This window comes from Chromatium okenii, assembly GCF_002958735.1.
Taxonomy (GTDB): domain Bacteria; phylum Pseudomonadota; class Gammaproteobacteria; order Chromatiales; family Chromatiaceae; genus Chromatium; species Chromatium okenii_A.
In genome coordinates, this window is sequence record NZ_PPGH01000037.1 from 933985 (window position 1) to 950300 (window position 16316).

The following is a 16316-nucleotide window of genomic DNA, read 5'->3' on the forward strand; positions in this document are numbered from 1 at the left end:
GGGTTAGCTTTACGAGCTAACCCTTTTTTATTGTCTAAAGTGCTTCAATTGAATGACCACGCCGCTGCGTTGGCAAGCAAGCGTTGACAGGTTATCTTTTCGGATTATGCAAACACTCCTGCGCGTTACCAATCTCAGCCACTCATTTGGCAACCATCCGGTGTTATCGGAGGTCAACTTGTCGCTGGAACGCGGCGAAGTCTTAGGTTTGCTCGGTCCCAACGGCGCAGGCAAAACCACCTGTCTGCGCCTGATGAGCGGACTATTGACGCCGAATTACGGACAAATTGAAATCCAAGGCATTAATCTTGCGAAACATCCGCTGCGAGCCAAACGCCATCTCGGTTATTTACCCGAACGCCCACCGCTGCTTCCCGAATTGCGCGTTGATGAATATCTGCGCTTTTGCGCTCGACTGCATCGCCTGCCACGTCGGCGCATCACCATTGCAATTGATGATGCAAAACAACGCTGTGGACTGGAAGACAGCGGAAAACGCTTGATTTCTGCACTATCAAAAGGCTTTCGGCAACGGCTCGGTATTGCGCAAGCCATTTTGCACCAGCCCCGTTTATTAATTCTCGATGAACCAACTGAAGGACTTGATCCCGTGCAAATGCGAGCACTGCGCGGATTGATTCGTGAATTAGCACGCGATAGCGGAATCATTTTAGCCAGCCATTTATTACCCGAAGTGCAAGCCGTCTGTGATCGCGTCGTTATTCTGCATCAAGGACGCATTTGTTTTAATGATTATCTGAATGACGACAAACCTATTTATGGCTGGCGTGTGCAATTGGGTACTGGTTCAACATTACTCAAATTAACTGCCTTACCGTGCATTACTGGCGCAGTTGCTATTGGTGAAGATCGCTATCGCGTATTACTTGAAGATGGCACAGATTCCGCACAATTAGCGCAGCAAATTATGAATGCAGGATTGCACTTGCGCGAATTAATTCCAGAACGCACCGATTTAGAACGCGCCTTTTTTGATCTGATTGGCGTAGAGGAAGGACGATGATCGGCGTATTCGCTGGGCGCGAAATTCGCAGCGGATTAGTCACCCCGTTACCGTGGATTCTATTCGGCACGGGACAACTTGTGCTGGCGTGGATTTTTTTGCAAGTGATTGAACGTTTTAGCGGTTTAGACGCTGCGGCTCGGCAAGTGAGTTTGACGCAAGAATTGACGCTCAATCTATTTGGATTTGCCGCCGTTATTACCATGCTCACTGCGCCGATATTGGCAATGCGCATGTTCAGCAGTGAATTCCGCGATGGCAGCTTTGATTTAATTGCCGCTGCGCCGTACGATTCGGATCGGTCGTGATTGGCAAATTTATCGGCTTAATGCTGTTAATTCTGCCGCTGTGTTTATTACCTGCAATAAATGCACTGATGTTAATCGGCAGCGCAGAATTGGATTTATGGCAAATTGCCGCAGCAACGTTGGGATTATGTTTAGCAACATTATTATTTGCTGCCATTGGATTGTATGCTTCTAGTTTGACTGCGCAACCCGGCGCTGCCGTATTGATAGCCTTTGCGATTTTGCTAATTTTTTCAATTATTGGTCGCGCTGAAATCCTGACCATAAAAACGCTATCTTTATTCGGCTGGCTGTCATGGAATGAACATCTTTTTTGGTTTCTACTCGGCACGGTGCGCATGAGCGATCTTGCATATTTTCTATTATTTACTCTCTTCTTTTTATTATTGACCCAGCGTCGCTTGGTCAATCGGCGTTTGTAATGAGCCGCATCATTCCGCAAGTGTGGAAACAATTCCATCGTTTAGAACGACCATTAGCAGATGCAATCTTTGTTACTTTGCTATTGGCAACGGTAATTTGCGCAGGCTGGCTGGCAGCGCGACATGATCGCGCTTGGGATTGGACGCAAACCGCCAGCAATAGCCTCACGCATGAAAGTTTAGCGATTATTAAACGATTAGATGCGCCGCTGCGTATTACCGTTTTTGCAGCGGCTGATAATCCACTTGGTCTGCGCATTAAACGTTTTCTCGCTCGGTATCAGCGGGCGTTGCCGACGTTAGAAATCAATTATGTCGATCCGCAACGTTTCCCAGAACAGGCACGCGATGCTGAAGTATCGTTGATTGGACAGCTTTTATTGGAATATCGCGGACGGCGGGAAACGCTCAGTGATATTAGTGAACGGGCGATTAGTGCGGCAATTTCGCGGTTGACAGAAACGCGCACACCATGGGTAGCGTGATTGAAGGTCACGGTGAACGGGCAATTAACAGCAATACGCCAATTGATTTAGGACGTTTTGGGCGCGAATTAAAAGCGCAGGGTTATTTAGCCCGTTCACTCGATTTAACGCGCTTAAAAACGATTCCAGATAATACGCGTTTGGTCATATTATCAACACCGCAAATCAGCTTTTTTTCCGAATGAAGTAGAAAGCCTGACGCGCTATTTAGATCGCGGTGGTAATTTGCTGTGGTTACTTGATCCCGGCACATTAAATGGATTGGAACCGCTATTGGCGCAATTGGGTTTAACGGTATTGCCGGGCGTGGTAGTCGATGCAGCAGCGGCAAGTGTGGGCGCAGATAATCCGCAGCGGCAGTCATTACTGATTATCCAAATGATGCGCTCGGCAGCGATTTAACTGCGCCAGCCGTATTGCCCGGTTGTATTGGTTTTGAGCCGACAGTAGCGCCCGGCTGGACGCTGTCTTCATATCTCGCACGAGCAAACAAAGTTGGAATGAAATCGGAAAATTAGCAATCGTGTTGACCGCGATGAATTGATTGGCGAAATGCCGGGACCTATTCCCGTTGTGCTGGCATTGACGCGAACTTTACCGAATGACGGCAGCGCCGCAGCGGAACGCGAACAGCGGGTTTAATCGTCGGTGACGGCGATTTTTTGAGCAATGCGTTTCTCAGTCGCAACGGCAATCGCGCTCTGGGTTTGCGGCTACTGCGCTGGCTCAGTCGGGAAGATGCGCTATTGGAATTGCCACCCATTCCGCCCGCAGCAGTGCCGTTGACGCTCAATGATCTGCAACGCACGTTGATTGGTTTGGGCGCGTTGGTGGGAGTGCCGGGGCTATTTTTCGGAATGGGCTTGATCGTGCGCTGGCGGCGCGGGCGGTATCGATGAGTGGACGTTGGTTGATGAACATCGCGTTGCTGGCGCTGGTGATCGGCTTGATCCTGTTGATTCAGCGCGATTTAACCACAGCGCGAACACCGCCGCTGCTAACCGAATTAAACGCAGCGGATTTGCTGGTGATTGAAATTGTCCGCGACGGCGAGCCGACGATCACGCTGGGACGAGCGCCGACCGGCTGGCGTATGGAAGCGCCCTTGCAGCTTGATGCTGATCCAAATCAAATCAATCGGTTGCTGGCGATTTTGGACACGCCCGTTCAGCGCAGCTTTCCGGCGCAATCGGCTGACCGCGAGCAACTTAGTTTAACGCCGCCGAAACTGCGTTTGCGCTTGAATACGCTGGAGTTTGCGTTCGGTGGCATTGATCCAGTCGCATATCATCGTTATGTCGAAAGCGCGGGGCTGGTGCATCTCATTGAAGATCGGATTTATCCGGCGTTGATTGCGCCACCGCTGGCGTATCTGTCGCGCCAATTGTTGCCGCGTGGATTTACGCCAGTGTTTGGGCGAGTTAACGGAGTAGCGCTGGCGGCAGATACGTTGGCGACGCTGGCAACGATGACTGCGGAACGGTTGGAATTGGTGGCGGATACGCCGCGTGATGCTGCGGCAACGCTGGTGGAATTGAGCGCAGCGGATGGTGCGCAGTGGCAATTTGCGGTATCGGAAGATCGGCGGCGCTGGCGCTTGAATTTGCCGACCAATCCAGCAACGCCACATGCCAAACCGTCGCTGCTGTATGTGTTAACAACTGCGCCAGTACTGACGCCAGACCCAGAAGCGATTGATCCTACTGGAGATTCAACGACGGCAGCAGCGCCAAACGCGGCGGCGGAGAATACGCTGCCCTCCGATCCCGATGCGCTGATACCAAGTGATGCTGCGTTTGAACCGCCAGCGGTGCGCTTAACGCCAGACGGTGAGCAGCCGCTCGATGAAGACGCAGCGCCAGCACCGACACGCAAACTTTATGGCGAACCAGATAAGGATGCGCCCAGCGGTTTTGGCGATGATCCGTTTGCACCTGAACCTGCTGCGGCGCCAGATGCAGCGACTTTCCGTTAACACCACCATAGCGATCACGCTGATGCCTGAATTACCCGAAGTGGAAACTGCGTTGCGCGGCATTCGTCCGCATTTGCAAGATCAGCGCATTACGCACGTTGCAGTGCGCGAAACGCGGTTGCGCCAGCCGATTCCGCCGGATTTTGCGGCGCAGGTCAGCGGTCAAAAAATCGGCGTACTCAGTCGCCGTGCGAAATACATTTTGATTGCACTGGAGCGTGGTTGTTTGCTGGTGCATTTGGGAATGACTGGCAGTTTGCGCATCGCCAACGCCAACACACCGCCGGAGCGTCACGATCATCTGGATTTAACGTTGCACGCTGGCTATCTGCTGCGCTTTCACGATCCACGCCGGTTCGGATTATTTCTGTGGTTGGAAGCAACGCCGGAAGTGGCATTAACCACGCATCCGTTGCTCAAAAAGCTCGGTCCAGAACCGTTCGATGCTGCGTTCAGTGGCGAGCATTTACATGCACTTAGTCAGAAACGGCGCGTCGCAGTGAAGGCGTTCATCATGGATGGTTCGGTAGTGGTTGGCGTCGGCAATATCTACGCCAATGAAGCGTTGTTTATTGCCGGCATTCATCCCGCTTATCCGTGCAACCGCATCACTTTGGCGGGTTATCGGTTGCTGGCGCGGGCAATTCGCAACGTGCTGACTGCGGCGATTGAACAAGGCGGAACCACGTTGCGGAATTTTGTGCGGGAAGATGGTCAGCCCGGTTATTTCACTGCGTCATTGCGGATTTACGGGCGGACGGGCGAACCTTGTTGCAACTGCGGACATCCGGTGCAGCAGATGCCCATCGCACAACGGATGAGCTTTTTCTGCCCGCAATGTCAAAAAGTCGCCAGTTGACGGTCAATTTTCTAACAGCGGCAACAAGTTAGAAACGGTGGCGAGGCGGGTCAGCGCCTCCGGCAATTCACGATAAGTCAGGCGAATGCTGCGCTCGCGGGCGAGTTCCGCACATTCCAACAGCAGCGCCAGCGTTGCGCTATTCGCCGATTCCACGCCAGACAAATCAATCTCGACTTGATCCAAACCATTTCGCGCCAGCTCACGCCACAGCAGCACTGCTTCGGCGCTCAACCGCTTAATTTCATTGAGTTCAATTGTCCCCACCAGCCGGAAATATCCGGGACTTACAGATACAAATGATGATGAAGATGCTGCCACTGCGCTCAATCTCGTCCTTGCTGATTCATCTCGTTCAACTTGCTAATCAGCCCATCAATGCCGCTCTGACGAATTTCGTTGGCAAAACTGTTGCGGTAATTGCTGACTAAACTGGCGTCACTGATGACAACATCGTAAACCCGCCATGCACCGCTGCCGTTGTGCATTCGATAATCCACTGTAATTGGCGCAGTACCCGATTGCTGTACTTCGGTCGAAACGGTGACAGTGCCCGAACGACCGCCCGGTTTTGATGGTAAATAGCGAATTTCTTCACCCGAATAACTCAGCAATGAACGGGCGTAAGTGCGAATTAACACCTGTTTGAAACCGGTGACGAGCTGGCGCTGTTGATCGGGCGATGCCTGTCGCCACGCTTGTCCCAATGCGCCCTGCGTAATCCGCTCAAAATCAAAATGCGGCGCGACGATGTCTTCAACCATTCCGTAAATCAGCGCCGGTTTGCGTTCAACCTCGGCGCGGCGTGCTTCCAACGTTTTGAGGATTTTCTCGGCGGTGCGCTGAACGAGCGCAGTCGCATCATCTGTGGCGGAAGCCGCAAATAAATTGGCGCTCACCAGCAACGGCAGCACCACTAAAATCCATAAAAACGAACGATGTTGTTGGAAAATCATTAACTTAACCGCCTTCTTGAGCTTTTTTGAAAAGGAGTTGTCCGATCATTTGTTCTAACACCAGCGCCGATTGGGTGTTGGAGATTTCATCGCCGTCGCGCAGATAATCGGGACTGCCGCCCGGCGCTAATGCCAGATATTGTTCACCCAGCAAGCCGGAGGTGAAGATATTGGCGAAGGTATCAGCGGGAATAGTGTCGATCCCAGCATCAATGCGCAATGTCACAATCGCTTCATAACTGGCTTTGTCAAACTGCACTGCTTCCACTTGCCCAATGCGCACTCCTGCCATCGTGACCGGCGAACGCACTTTAATACTGCCGATGTTGCTAAACCGCGCTGTGACGCGATAACCCTCGGCGCTGGTGTTCACATTGAAATTGCTGACCCGCATTGCCAGAAAAAACAGCGCCAGCACACCGAGCACCATAAAGATGCCGACCATTACCTCAATTCCGTAGCGTTTACTCATGCGTAATTCGTCTTAATCAGTTGTTAATTATGTTGAAAGTGTGCCACAAAAAACGGCATTTCAAGCATTACAGCGGCGGCAATTCGGTCAGCGCCCAACGTGCTTTTGGCTTAAAAGTGAGCGGTTCCATTTGCCCAGCCATTAAACGCTGCCAGCCCGCAAACGCAATCATCGCGCCATTATCGGTGCAAAACAGCGGACGCGGATAAAACACCTTGCCACGTTCCGCAGCAATAGCCGCCGTCAACCGTTCGCGCAGCCGCTGATTGGCGCTAACGCCGCCAGCAACAATCAGCCGCCGATGTCCGGTTTCGCGCAGCGCCCGCCGACATTTGATCACCAATGTTTCGACGACTGCGTCTTCAAACGCTCGTGCAATATCAGCGCGGGTTTGCGCCGGATTGCTGGCGTTGGGCAATTCCTGATGTAAAGTGTTGAGGGCAAAAGTTTTTAAGCCGCTGAAACTGAAATCTAAACCCGGACGGTCGGTCATCGGACGCGGAAAGCGGAATCGTGTCGAATCCCCAGTGCGGCGAGCTTGGCTAACTCTGGCCCGCCCGGATATGGCAAACCGAGGATTTTGGCGGTTTTATCGAACGCTTCGCCCGCTGCATCATCAAGCGATTCGCCGAGCAGCCGATAGCGCCCAATTGCTTGCACATCAATTAGTTGCGTGTGTCCGCCGGACACGAGCAGCGCGACAAACGGAAATTCTGGCGCGGGCGTTTCGAGCAGCGGTGCGAGTAAATGTCCTTCCATGTGATGAATGCCGATGGCTGGCACATTCCAGCCCCACGCGAGACTGCGCCCCAGCGCTGCGCCGACTAATAACGCGCCAATCAAGCCGGGACCGGCCGTAAACGCCACGCCATCAATTGCGCTGGCAGCAAGTCCAGCTTCATCAAGCACTTGCCGAATCAATGGCAGCGTTTTGCGAATGTGATCGCGGGATGCCAGCTCCGGCACAACGCCGCCGTATTGCGCATGAATTGCGGTTTGACTGTACACCGCATCCGCCAGCAATCCGCGTTCGCCGTCATAAATTGCAATTCCTGTTTCGTCACAGGATGTTTCAATTCCCAACACGCGCATGTTTTTTCGTCCAGAATAGAGAAAGCACACCAATAAACAGTTGTCAGTTGTCAATTGTCAATTATCGGCGACAACGTGCTTTTTACTGACAACCGATAACTGAATACTGAAAACCCGAAAATCACTTAAACGCAGCTTACTGGCGAAAATCAGATGAATACAGATAACGAAGATGTCGTGTTCACACCAGATGATGCTGCGCCCACCGCGCCAGCAGAAACATCTACATCACCTCAAGAAGACTTTCCGATTGTTGGCATTGGCGCATCCGCTGGAGGATTAGGCGCGTTTGAAGCGTTCTTTTCGGGAATGCCCGCCGATACCGATCCCAACATGGCCTTTGTATTGGTGCAACATTTAGCGCCCGATCACAAAAGCATTCTCACCGATTTAATTCGGCGCTATACGCGAATGCAGGTGTTTGAAGTTGAGGATGGAATGGTAGTGCAGCCCAATTGCGCTTACATCATTCCGCCTAACCGCGACATGCTATTTATCAACGGCGCACTGCAATTAATTGAACCCATCGCTCCGCGTGGGCAGCGGCTGCCGATTGATTACTTTTTCCGCTCGCTGGCGCTTGATCAACACAGCAAAGCCATCGGCATCGTGCTGTCTGGCACCGGTAGCGATGGCACGTTAGGCGTGCGGGCGATCAAAGGCGAGGGCGGTTTGGTCATGGCGCAGACACCAGATTCCACCGAATACGACGGGATGCCACGCAGCGCGATTGCGACTGGCTTGGTGGATTACGAGCTGCCGCCAGCGGAAATGCCCGCCCAGCTCATCGCGTATGTGGTTCACGCCTTCAGTCGCCCACATCATTCCGGCACGCTTTTGGCTCCGCAGACGGATCACGCGCTGCAAAAAATCTTTGCGCTGCTCCGCGCCCAAACCGGTCACGACTTTTCGCAGTACAAACCCAGCACCATTCATCGCCGCATTGAGCGGCGAATGGCGGTGCATCAGGTCGATAACCTCTACAGCTACGTCACGCAGTTACAACAGATTCCCGGTGAAGTAGAGGCGCTATTTCGTGACCTGCTAATCGGCGTGACCAACTTTTTCCGCGATCCTGCTGCGTTCAATTACATTCAAGAAACGGTGATTCCGACGCTCTTTGTCAACCGTTCAGTCGATACGCCGATCCGCATTTGGGTCGCAGGTTGCTCCACTGGTGAAGAAGCCTATTCGCTCGCCATGTTGCTGGCCGAACAGCAGCAAACGCTGCGGCAGCGGTTTCGGGTACAGATTTTTGCAACCGACATCGACAGCCAAGCCATCGCGTTTGCTCGCGCCGGCATTTATCCCGCCAGCATCGCGGTTGATTTGTCGCCGGAACGCATGGCGCGATTTTTCACGCTGGAGCCGGGCGGCGATGCGTATCGGATTCACAAAACCGTCCGCGATCTGCTGATCTTTTCGCCGCACAGCCTGATTAAAGACCCGCCGTTTTCCAAACTTGACCTGATTAGCTGCCGCAACTTGTTGATTTATCTCGGCGCAGAGTTGCAAAAAAAGCTGATGCCGCTGTTTCACTACGCGCTCAAGCCCGGCGGAACGCTGGTGCTGGGCACTTCAGAAACAGTGGGCGAATTCAATGACTTGTTTACCGTGACGAATCGCAAACAGAAAATTTATCGGCGGCAAAACGATCACTACGGCGCACTGCGCCCGTCGCTGGAGCGATTTTTACCGCCAATGCTGCCCGTCGGCGCGACCGCGTTGCCACCACTGCCGCCAGCCAAACACATCGCATCCACGCTGCCGTCACTGCGCGAAATGACCGAACAGGCGCTGCTGCAAGCGATGACCGTTGCTGCCGCATTGATCAATGCGCAGGGCGACATTCTCTATTTGCATGGACGCAGCGGTCAGTATTTGGAACCCGCACCGGGCGAAATCGGCGTCAACAATCTGCTCAAAATGGCGCGAGAAGGGTTGCGACATGAATTGACGCTGGCGCTGCATCAGGCAGTGGAAACGCGAGAAACGGTACAGCGCAACGGATTACAGGTGAAAACCAATGGCGATTTCACTCGCGTTGATTTGAGTATTCGCCAAGTGATGACCGCCGCGACTTTTAGCAATGACGTTGTGTTGTATTTGGTGACGTTAACACCAACGCCAGCCGTTACGCTGGCGATGGCATCTGAAGATACCACTGCAAATACCGAATTAAATACGAACGTTGATGCGCGAATTGTGGCGCTAAAACAAGAATTACGCTCTAAAGAGGAATTTCTCCAGACTTCCAATGAAGAGTTGGAAACCATCAATGAAGAATTGAAATCCTCTAATGAGGAAATGCAATCGGTTAACGAGGAATTGCAATCCACCAACGAAGAGTTGGAAACGTCCAAAGAGGAATTGCAATCGGTCAATGAAGAATTGGCGACGGTCAATGCTGAATTGCAAAACCGCGTGGCGGATTTATCACGCGCCAATAACGATATGAATAATTTATTGGCGGGTACGGGCATCGGCACAATTTATGTCGATCATCAATTGCGCATTTTGCGTTTTACGCCAGCGGCGACGCAGATCATCAATTTAATTCTGAGTGATATTGGGCGACCAGTTGGGCACATTTTGTCCAATCTGGTCGGCTATGACCGGCTGGTGACGGACACGCAGGCGGTGCTGGACACGCTGATTCCCCGTGAGCTGGAAGTGCAGACCACGACTGGCGTGTGGTACGCGCTGCGGATTCATCCGTATCGCACGTTGGAAAATGTGATTGAGGGCGCGGTGATTACCTTTGTCGATCTCACTGAAATCGTGCAGGCGCGAGAATCGTTGCGCCAATCCAACGACATGCTGCGGCTGGCGGTGATTGTGCGCGATGCCCACGATGCCATCACGATGCAGGATTTAGAGGGGCAGATTTTGGCGTGGAATCCCGGCGCGGTGCGGCTGTACGGCTGGAGCGAAGCTGAGGCGCTGCGGATGAATGCCCGCGAGCGCATTCCAGTTGCACGGCGAGCGGATGATTTGGCGCGGTTGCCGCCGCTGCGTTCGGTAAACAAATTAGAACCGTTTTGCAGCCAACGTTTAACGAAAGAAGGGTCTATTCTGGAAGTGTGGATTACGGTGAGTGCGCTAATTAACGAAACGGGTCAAGTGTACGCACTGGCAACGACGGAATGGACGCGAGAATCTTAGTAAATCATCGTGATGGAGCTTCAACATGTTGAAAACAATCAGCAATTTGCAAGATGCTTTATCTCAAAATATCAGTCAATTTCGCTTGCATTTACGGCGATCCCGACAACAATTTTCTGCCAACTGCCAACTGCCAACTGCCAACTGCCAACTGCCAACTGCCAACTGCCAACTGGTGGCTAACATTCTATTTAATCAAAATTTAACCGGTCAGAGCGCACCGGAATTATGTTAATTCCATCATCGAACGCGGAACAGACGCTGCGCCAGCAAGCGGAAATGGACATTCGGAATAAGCCAATTGGTTTACTCGCAGCCAGCGCCACAGATGCAAATATCGCTGCGCTCACGCCTGCGGAGATTTTGCAAGTCATTCACGAATTGCGGGTGCATCAAATCGAACTCATGATGCAAAATGACAATTTGCGTCATGCACACGAAGAATTAGACCTTGTTCGCGCCCGTTATTTTGATCTTTATGATCGCGCACCAATTGGCTATTGCACACTTTCCGAAACGGGGATTATTTTAGAAATTAATCAGACTGCCGCATTAATGCTCGGCGTATCCAAAGGTGCGCTGGTGGAACAGTCATTTACTCGCTTTGTGTGTAAAGAAGATCAAGATCGCTTTTATCTATACCGTAAACAATTAGCCAATAACGCAGCAACCATTCAATCCGATTTATTTAAGCGGGGTTTGAGTGAAACGCCGCAAAGATGTGAACTGCGTATGGTGAAAGTCGATGGCACTCTTTTCTGGGTGTGTTTAGAAGCCAGCGTCGATCAATATCCATTGCTCAATCCATGGTTAAATCCCGGTGCATTCGTTCACCGTATCGTATTCAGCGATATTAGTATGCTCAAAGAATATCAACATCAACTCGAACACATCGCTTATTACGATTTACTGACTACTTTACCGAATCGCGTTTTGCTGGCGGATCGGCTGGTGCAAGACATGGCGCAGACCGAGCGACACGGTCAACGTTTAGCTTTGGCCTATCTCGATCTCGACGGTTTTAAGGCGATTAACGACACTCACGGTCACAACGTTGGCGATCAGTTTTTAATTGCGATTGCGGCGCGGATGAAACAAATGCTGCGGCAAGGCGACACGCTGGCGCGAATTGGCGGAGATGAATTTGTCGCAGTACTCGTTGATTTAACAATGGAAAAAGATTGTGTGCCGATGCTGTCGCGGCTGCTGGCCGCAGCTTCGCAGCCCGTGCTGCTTGGCGACGCAGTACTTCAGGTGTCGGCCAGCATCGGTGTCACCTTTTATCCACAAGCGAAACGCGTCGATGGCGATCAACTGCTGCGCCAAGCCGATCAAGCGATGTATCGCGTTAAATTGACTGGAAAAAATCATTACCGATTTTTTAATCCGGCACAAACCGCAACACCTTCCCATTGATGCAGTAACGTTTACCGCTGGGCGGCGGACTATTTTTAATTAACGAACACAACGCGAGACAAATTAACTGATCGGAGTGAATGAATTTAACGCTCAATTTCGTACCAATTTTTGGTGCGATTGACGACTCGCACCACCAATAACATCACTGGCACTTCAATCAATACGCCCACGACCGTTGCCAGTGCTGCGCCCGATTCAAAGCCAAAGAGTGAGATTGCCGCTGCCACTGCTAATTCAAAAAAATTGGAAGCGCCAATCAATGCTGAGGGACAAGCAATGCTGTGTTTTTCTCCAATTTGGCGATTTAACCAATACGCCAGCGCCGAATTAAAAAATACTTGAATTAAAATCGGCACTGCCAGCAGTAAAATAATCAATGGGTGTTTGAGAATCACCGCACCTTGAAAAGCAAACAGCAACACCAAAGTCATTAACAGCGCGATCATTGAAGCGTGACCCAGCAGGTCTAAAGTGGCATCAAAACGTGCTTGCTCATCAGTGAGCAAATAACGCCGCCAGAGTTGCGCAATGATGACCGGAATGATGATGTATAATAGCACTGAGATTAACAGCGTATTCCAAGGCACAATAATGGATGATAAGCCGAGTAATAAACCAACAATCGGTGCAAAAGCTACAATCATAATGGCGTCATTCAATGCCACTTGCGACAGCGTGAAATAAGGATCGCCACCAGTCAAGCGACTCCAGACAAATACCATTGCGGTGCAGGGCGCAGCCGCCAGCAAAATCAAGCCTGCAATGTAGCTGTCTATTTGTTCTGCTGGCAGCCAGTCAGCGAATAAAACACGAATAAATAACCACGCCAATAGTGCCATTGAAAACGGTTTAACCGCCCAATTAACAAATAGCGTGACGCCAATGCCTTTCCAATGCGAACGCACTTGATGCAATGCGCCAAAATCAATTTTCATCAGCATCGGAATAATCATCACCCAAATCAATACGCCGACCGGCAGATTGACCTGTGCAATTTCCAATTGTCCTAACCATTGAAATGGTGCAGGAAATATCTGACCTAGCCCAATTCCCGCAATGATGCAAAGCGCCACCCACAGCGTGAGCCAGCGTTCAAATAGATTCATTGGTGCACCAGCAGCACGTTTTGCTGTCGTTTCACATTGCGTTGACATTTCATTGATCCTATTAATTCATTTCAAGATTGAGCGCCTGCAACACTGCTGACACCAGTCGATAAAGAATTCCAGTGGCTCGCCGTGAGGATGGTGAAATGATAAATGAATACGCGGAAAGATCGAGCAATTTCTTTACCATATGATATTGGACGACCAATTGGGCACATTTTATCTAATCTGGTTGGTTATGACCGGCTGGTGACGGACACGCTAATTCCCCGCGAGTTGGAAGTGCAAACGACGACTGGCGTGTGGTACGCGCTGCGGATTCATCCGTATCGCACGTTGGAAAATGTGATTGAGGGCGCAGTGATTACCTTTGTCAATCTCACCGAAATCGTGCAGGCGCGAGAATCGTTGCGCCAATCCAACGACATGCTGCGGCTGGCGGTGATTGTGCGCGATGCCCACGATGCGATCACGATGCGGTGCGGCTGAATACCTGCGAGCGCATTCCAGTTGAGCGGCGAGCGGATGATTTGGCGCGGTTGCCGCCGCGGCGTTCGGTTAACAAATTAAAAACCGTTTTGCAGCCAACGTTTAACTAAAAAACGGTCTATTTTAGAGGTGTGGATTACGGTTAGTGCGCTGATTAACGAGGCGGGGCTGGTGTACGCACTGGCAACGACGGAATGGACGCGGTAATCTCAGTAAATCGTCATGATGTGGAGGTTCAAAATGTTGAAAAATAAAAGCAATTTGCAAAATGCTTTAACTCAAAATATCAGTCAATTTCGCTTGCATTTACGGCGATCCCGACAACAATTTTCTGGCAACTGGCAACTGGCAACTGGCAACTGGCAACTGGCAACTGGCAACTGGCAACTGGCAACTGGCAACTGGCAACTGGCAACTGGTGGTTAACATCATGTTTAACACAAATAATTTAACCGGCCAGAGCGCACCGGAATGGTGTTAGATCCATCAATGAAAGCAGGTCTGCGTCAACAGGCCGAAGAACAAATTGACGGTAGATTGGAAAATCCACCGCTTGCATCCAATCACACTCAACAAATCATCTATGAACTGCAAGTGCATCAAGTTGAATTGACGCTGCAAAACGAGGAATTGCGGAACGCTGAAATTGCACGAGAGCGTTATTTCGATCTTTACGATCGCGCCCCAGTCGGCTATTGCACACTTTCTGAAAAGGGATTGATTTTAGAAATCAACTTAACGGCAGCCGTGATGTTAAGCGTGTCAAAAGGTGCGCTGGTCGGACAGTCATTCACGCGGTTTATTCTCAAAGATGACCAAGACCGTTTTTATTTGTACCGCAAACAGTTGGCAAAAACTGCTGCAATACCCCGTGCAAATTTATTCAGTCGCGGCTTGGCAGGCACACCACAAAGCTGTGAATTACGAATGGTGAAAGTGGATGGCTCGGTGTTTTGGGTGCGGCTGGAAGCGACCACCGATCTGCATCCATCAACCAATCTGTGGGTGGCTCCCGCTGGAGCACTGGTGAACCGCATCGTGTTGAGTGACATCACCGCGCTCAAGGAATATCAAAGCCAGCTTGAACACATCGCGTACTACGATCCGCTAACCACCTTGCCGAATCGCTTATTGCTGACGGATCGTCTGCTTCAAGATATGGCGCAGACCGAGCGGCATGAACAACAGTTGGCGGTCGCTTATCTCGATCTCGATGGTTTCAAAGCGATTAACGACACGCATGGACATGACGTTGGCGATCAGTTTTTAATTGCGATCGCAGCGCGGATGAAACAAATGCTGCGACAAGGCGACACGCTCGCTCGGCTGGGCGGTGATGAATTTGTTGCTGTACTCGTTGATTTAACAACAAAAAATGATTGTGTGCCAATGCTTTCACGGCTGCTGGCGGCAGCTTCCCAAGTTGTGCGGATTGGCGATGCCGTGCTGCAAGTATCAGCCAGCATCGGCGTCACTTTTTATCCGCAGGCGGAAGCTGTGGACGGCGATCAACTGCTGCGCCAAGCAGATCAAGCGATGTATCGCGTTAAATTGACTGGAAAAAATCATTACCAGTTTTTTTAATCCGGCACAAATTGCAACACCTTCCCATTGATGCAGTAACGTTTTCCGCCGGGCGGCGGACTATTTTTAATTAACAAACACGAAGCGAGGCTAGTGCATAGTAAGTAACGGCTGGTGTACGCACTGGCAACGACGGAATGGGCGCGAGACTCTTAGTAAATCGTCGTGATGGAGCTTCAACATGTTGAAAACAATCAGCAATTTGCAAGATGCTTTATCTCAAAATATCAGTCAATTTCGCTTGCATTTACGGCGATCCCGACAACAATTTTCTGCCAACTGCCAACTGCCAACTGCCAACTGCCAACTGCCAACTGCCAACTGCCAACTGCCAACTGGTGGCTAACATTCTATTTAATCAAAATTTAACCGGTCAGAGCGCACCGGAATTATGTTAATTCCATCATCGAACGCGGAACAGACGCTGCGCCAGCAAGCGGAAATGGACATTCGGAATAAGCCAATTGGTTTACTCGCAGCCAGCGCCACAGATGCAAATATCGCTGCGCTCACGCCTGCGGAGATTTTGCAAGTCATTCACGAATTGCGGGTGCATCAAATCGAACTCATGATGCAAAATGACAATTTGCGTCATGCACACGAAGAATTAGACCTTGTTCGCGCCCGTTATTTTGATCTTTATGATCGCGCACCAATTGGCTATTGCACACTTTCCGAAACGGGGATTATTTTAGAAATTAATCAGACTGCCGCATTAATGCTCGGCGTATCCAAAGGTGCGCTGGTGGAACAGTCATTTACTCGCTTTGTGTGTAAAGAAGATCAAGATCGCTTTTATCTATACCGTAAACAATTAGCCAATAACGCAGCAACCATTCAATCCGATTTATTTAAGCGGGGTTTGAGTGAAACGCCGCAAAGATGTGAACTGCGTATGGTGAAAGTCGATGGCACTCTTTTCTGGGTGTGTTTAGAAGCCAGCGTCGATCAATATCCATT

General features: G+C 50.8%; 16 protein-coding genes and 6 pseudogenes. 17 read left to right on the forward strand and 5 right to left on the reverse strand.

Annotated features, from left to right (window positions below; genetic code table 11):
- The first annotated feature begins 106 nt into the window (after positions 1-106).
- The 9 genes from CXB77_RS16355 to mutM all read left to right on the forward strand — a co-directional run bounded on the left by CXB77_RS16355 (position 107) and on the right by mutM (position 5073).
- Entirely contained in the window at positions 107-1024 is a 918-nt protein-coding gene (locus CXB77_RS16355; protein ID WP_105074799.1) for an ABC transporter ATP-binding protein, read from the forward strand.
- Entirely contained in the window at positions 1021-1332 is a 312-nt protein-coding gene (locus tag CXB77_RS22460; RefSeq protein ID WP_242445788.1) for a hypothetical protein, read from the forward strand. The genes CXB77_RS16355 and CXB77_RS22460 overlap by 4 nt, the downstream gene beginning before the upstream one ends.
- Positions 1329-1754 (forward strand): hypothetical protein, encoded by a 426-nt coding sequence (locus CXB77_RS22465; RefSeq protein ID WP_242445789.1) that lies wholly within the window; start codon positions 1329-1331, stop codon positions 1752-1754. The genes CXB77_RS22460 and CXB77_RS22465 overlap by 4 nt, the downstream gene beginning before the upstream one ends.
- Positions 1754-2239, forward strand: coding sequence for a DUF7088 domain-containing protein (locus CXB77_RS22470; RefSeq protein ID WP_242445790.1), 486 nt, complete (start codon positions 1754-1756; stop codon positions 2237-2239). Before CXB77_RS22465 ends, CXB77_RS22470 begins: the two co-directional genes overlap by 1 nt.
- Positions 2227-2424, forward strand: a complete 198-nt coding sequence (locus CXB77_RS22475; RefSeq protein WP_242445791.1) for a hypothetical protein — start codon at positions 2227-2229, stop codon at positions 2422-2424. The genes CXB77_RS22470 and CXB77_RS22475 overlap by 13 nt, the downstream gene beginning before the upstream one ends.
- 40 nt (positions 2425-2464) lie before the next feature.
- Positions 2465-2641: a hypothetical protein gene (locus tag CXB77_RS22480; protein ID WP_242445792.1), complete on the forward strand. Its 177-nt coding sequence runs from the start codon at positions 2465-2467 to the stop codon at positions 2639-2641.
- Between the two features lie 260 nt (positions 2642-2901).
- On the forward strand, positions 2902-3138 hold the full coding sequence (locus tag CXB77_RS22485; protein WP_242445793.1) for a hypothetical protein: 237 nt from the start codon (positions 2902-2904) through the stop codon (positions 3136-3138).
- Positions 3135-4214 (forward strand): hypothetical protein, encoded by a 1080-nt coding sequence (locus tag CXB77_RS16370; RefSeq protein WP_105074669.1) that lies wholly within the window; start codon positions 3135-3137, stop codon positions 4212-4214. Before CXB77_RS22485 ends, CXB77_RS16370 begins: the two co-directional genes overlap by 4 nt.
- Positions 4215-4236: 22 nt before the next feature.
- On the forward strand, positions 4237-5073 hold the full coding sequence (gene mutM / locus CXB77_RS16375; RefSeq protein WP_105074800.1) for a bifunctional DNA-formamidopyrimidine glycosylase/DNA-(apurinic or apyrimidinic site) lyase: 837 nt from the start codon (positions 4237-4239) through the stop codon (positions 5071-5073).
- 3 nt (positions 5074-5076) lie between these two features.
- On the opposite strand, the gene CXB77_RS16380 is transcribed toward mutM, so the two are convergent.
- The 4 genes and pseudogenes from CXB77_RS16380 to tsaD all read right to left on the reverse strand — a co-directional run bounded on the left by CXB77_RS16380 (position 5077) and on the right by tsaD (position 7593).
- A complete protein-coding gene (locus CXB77_RS16380) occupies positions 5077-5394 on the reverse strand; it encodes an STAS domain-containing protein (RefSeq protein WP_242445794.1) in 318 nt (105 codons plus the stop codon).
- A gap of 5 nt (positions 5395-5399) precedes the next feature.
- Positions 5400-6029 (reverse strand): MlaC/ttg2D family ABC transporter substrate-binding protein, encoded by a 630-nt coding sequence (locus tag CXB77_RS16385; RefSeq protein WP_105074670.1) that lies wholly within the window; start codon positions 6027-6029, stop codon positions 5400-5402.
- Positions 6030-6033: 4 nt separating this feature from the next.
- Positions 6034-6501 (reverse strand): outer membrane lipid asymmetry maintenance protein MlaD, encoded by a 468-nt coding sequence (gene mlaD / locus CXB77_RS16390; protein ID WP_105074671.1) that lies wholly within the window; start codon positions 6499-6501, stop codon positions 6034-6036.
- A 67-nt stretch (positions 6502-6568) separates the two neighbouring features.
- Positions 6569-7593 (reverse strand): annotated as a pseudogene (tsaD, locus tag CXB77_RS16395) (tRNA (adenosine(37)-N6)-threonylcarbamoyltransferase complex transferase subunit TsaD).
- Positions 7594-7746: 153 nt separating this feature from the next.
- Here tsaD and CXB77_RS16400 point away from each other — a divergent pair.
- The 3 genes and pseudogenes from CXB77_RS16400 to CXB77_RS19945 all read left to right on the forward strand — a co-directional run.
- On the forward strand, positions 7747-10758 hold the full coding sequence (locus CXB77_RS16400) for a chemotaxis protein CheB (protein WP_105074672.1): 3012 nt from the start codon (positions 7747-7749) through the stop codon (positions 10756-10758).
- A gap of 408 nt (positions 10759-11166) precedes the next feature.
- Positions 11167-11526 (forward strand): annotated as a pseudogene (locus tag CXB77_RS22490) (PAS domain-containing protein); the annotation flags it as partial.
- A 72-nt stretch (positions 11527-11598) separates the two neighbouring features.
- Positions 11599-12174: pseudogene (locus CXB77_RS19945) on the forward strand (diguanylate cyclase domain-containing protein); the annotation flags it as partial.
- Positions 12175-12260: 86 nt separating this feature from the next.
- On the opposite strand, the gene arsB reads toward CXB77_RS19945, so the two are convergent.
- Positions 12261-13331 (reverse strand): ACR3 family arsenite efflux transporter, encoded by a 1071-nt coding sequence (gene arsB / locus CXB77_RS16410; protein ID WP_105074674.1) that lies wholly within the window; start codon positions 13329-13331, stop codon positions 12261-12263.
- A 105-nt stretch (positions 13332-13436) separates the two neighbouring features.
- Between arsB and CXB77_RS16415 the strand changes: the two genes are divergently transcribed.
- The 5 genes and pseudogenes from CXB77_RS16415 to CXB77_RS22500 all read left to right on the forward strand — a co-directional run.
- On the forward strand, positions 13437-13772 hold the full coding sequence (locus CXB77_RS16415) for a PAS domain-containing protein (protein ID WP_105074675.1): 336 nt from the start codon (positions 13437-13439) through the stop codon (positions 13770-13772).
- Between the two features lie 240 nt (positions 13773-14012).
- Complete coding sequence (locus CXB77_RS19950; protein ID WP_172452714.1) at positions 14013-14198, forward strand: hypothetical protein; 186 nt, start codon at positions 14013-14015, stop codon at positions 14196-14198.
- Between the two features lie 63 nt (positions 14199-14261).
- Positions 14262-14735 (forward strand): annotated as a pseudogene (locus tag CXB77_RS22495) (PAS domain-containing protein); the annotation flags it as partial.
- 75 nt (positions 14736-14810) lie between these two features.
- Positions 14811-15356, forward strand: a pseudogene (locus CXB77_RS20480) (diguanylate cyclase domain-containing protein); the annotation flags it as partial.
- A 571-nt stretch (positions 15357-15927) separates the two neighbouring features.
- Positions 15928-16287 (forward strand): annotated as a pseudogene (locus CXB77_RS22500) (PAS domain-containing protein); the annotation flags it as partial.
- Positions 16288-16316 lie beyond the last annotated feature (29 nt).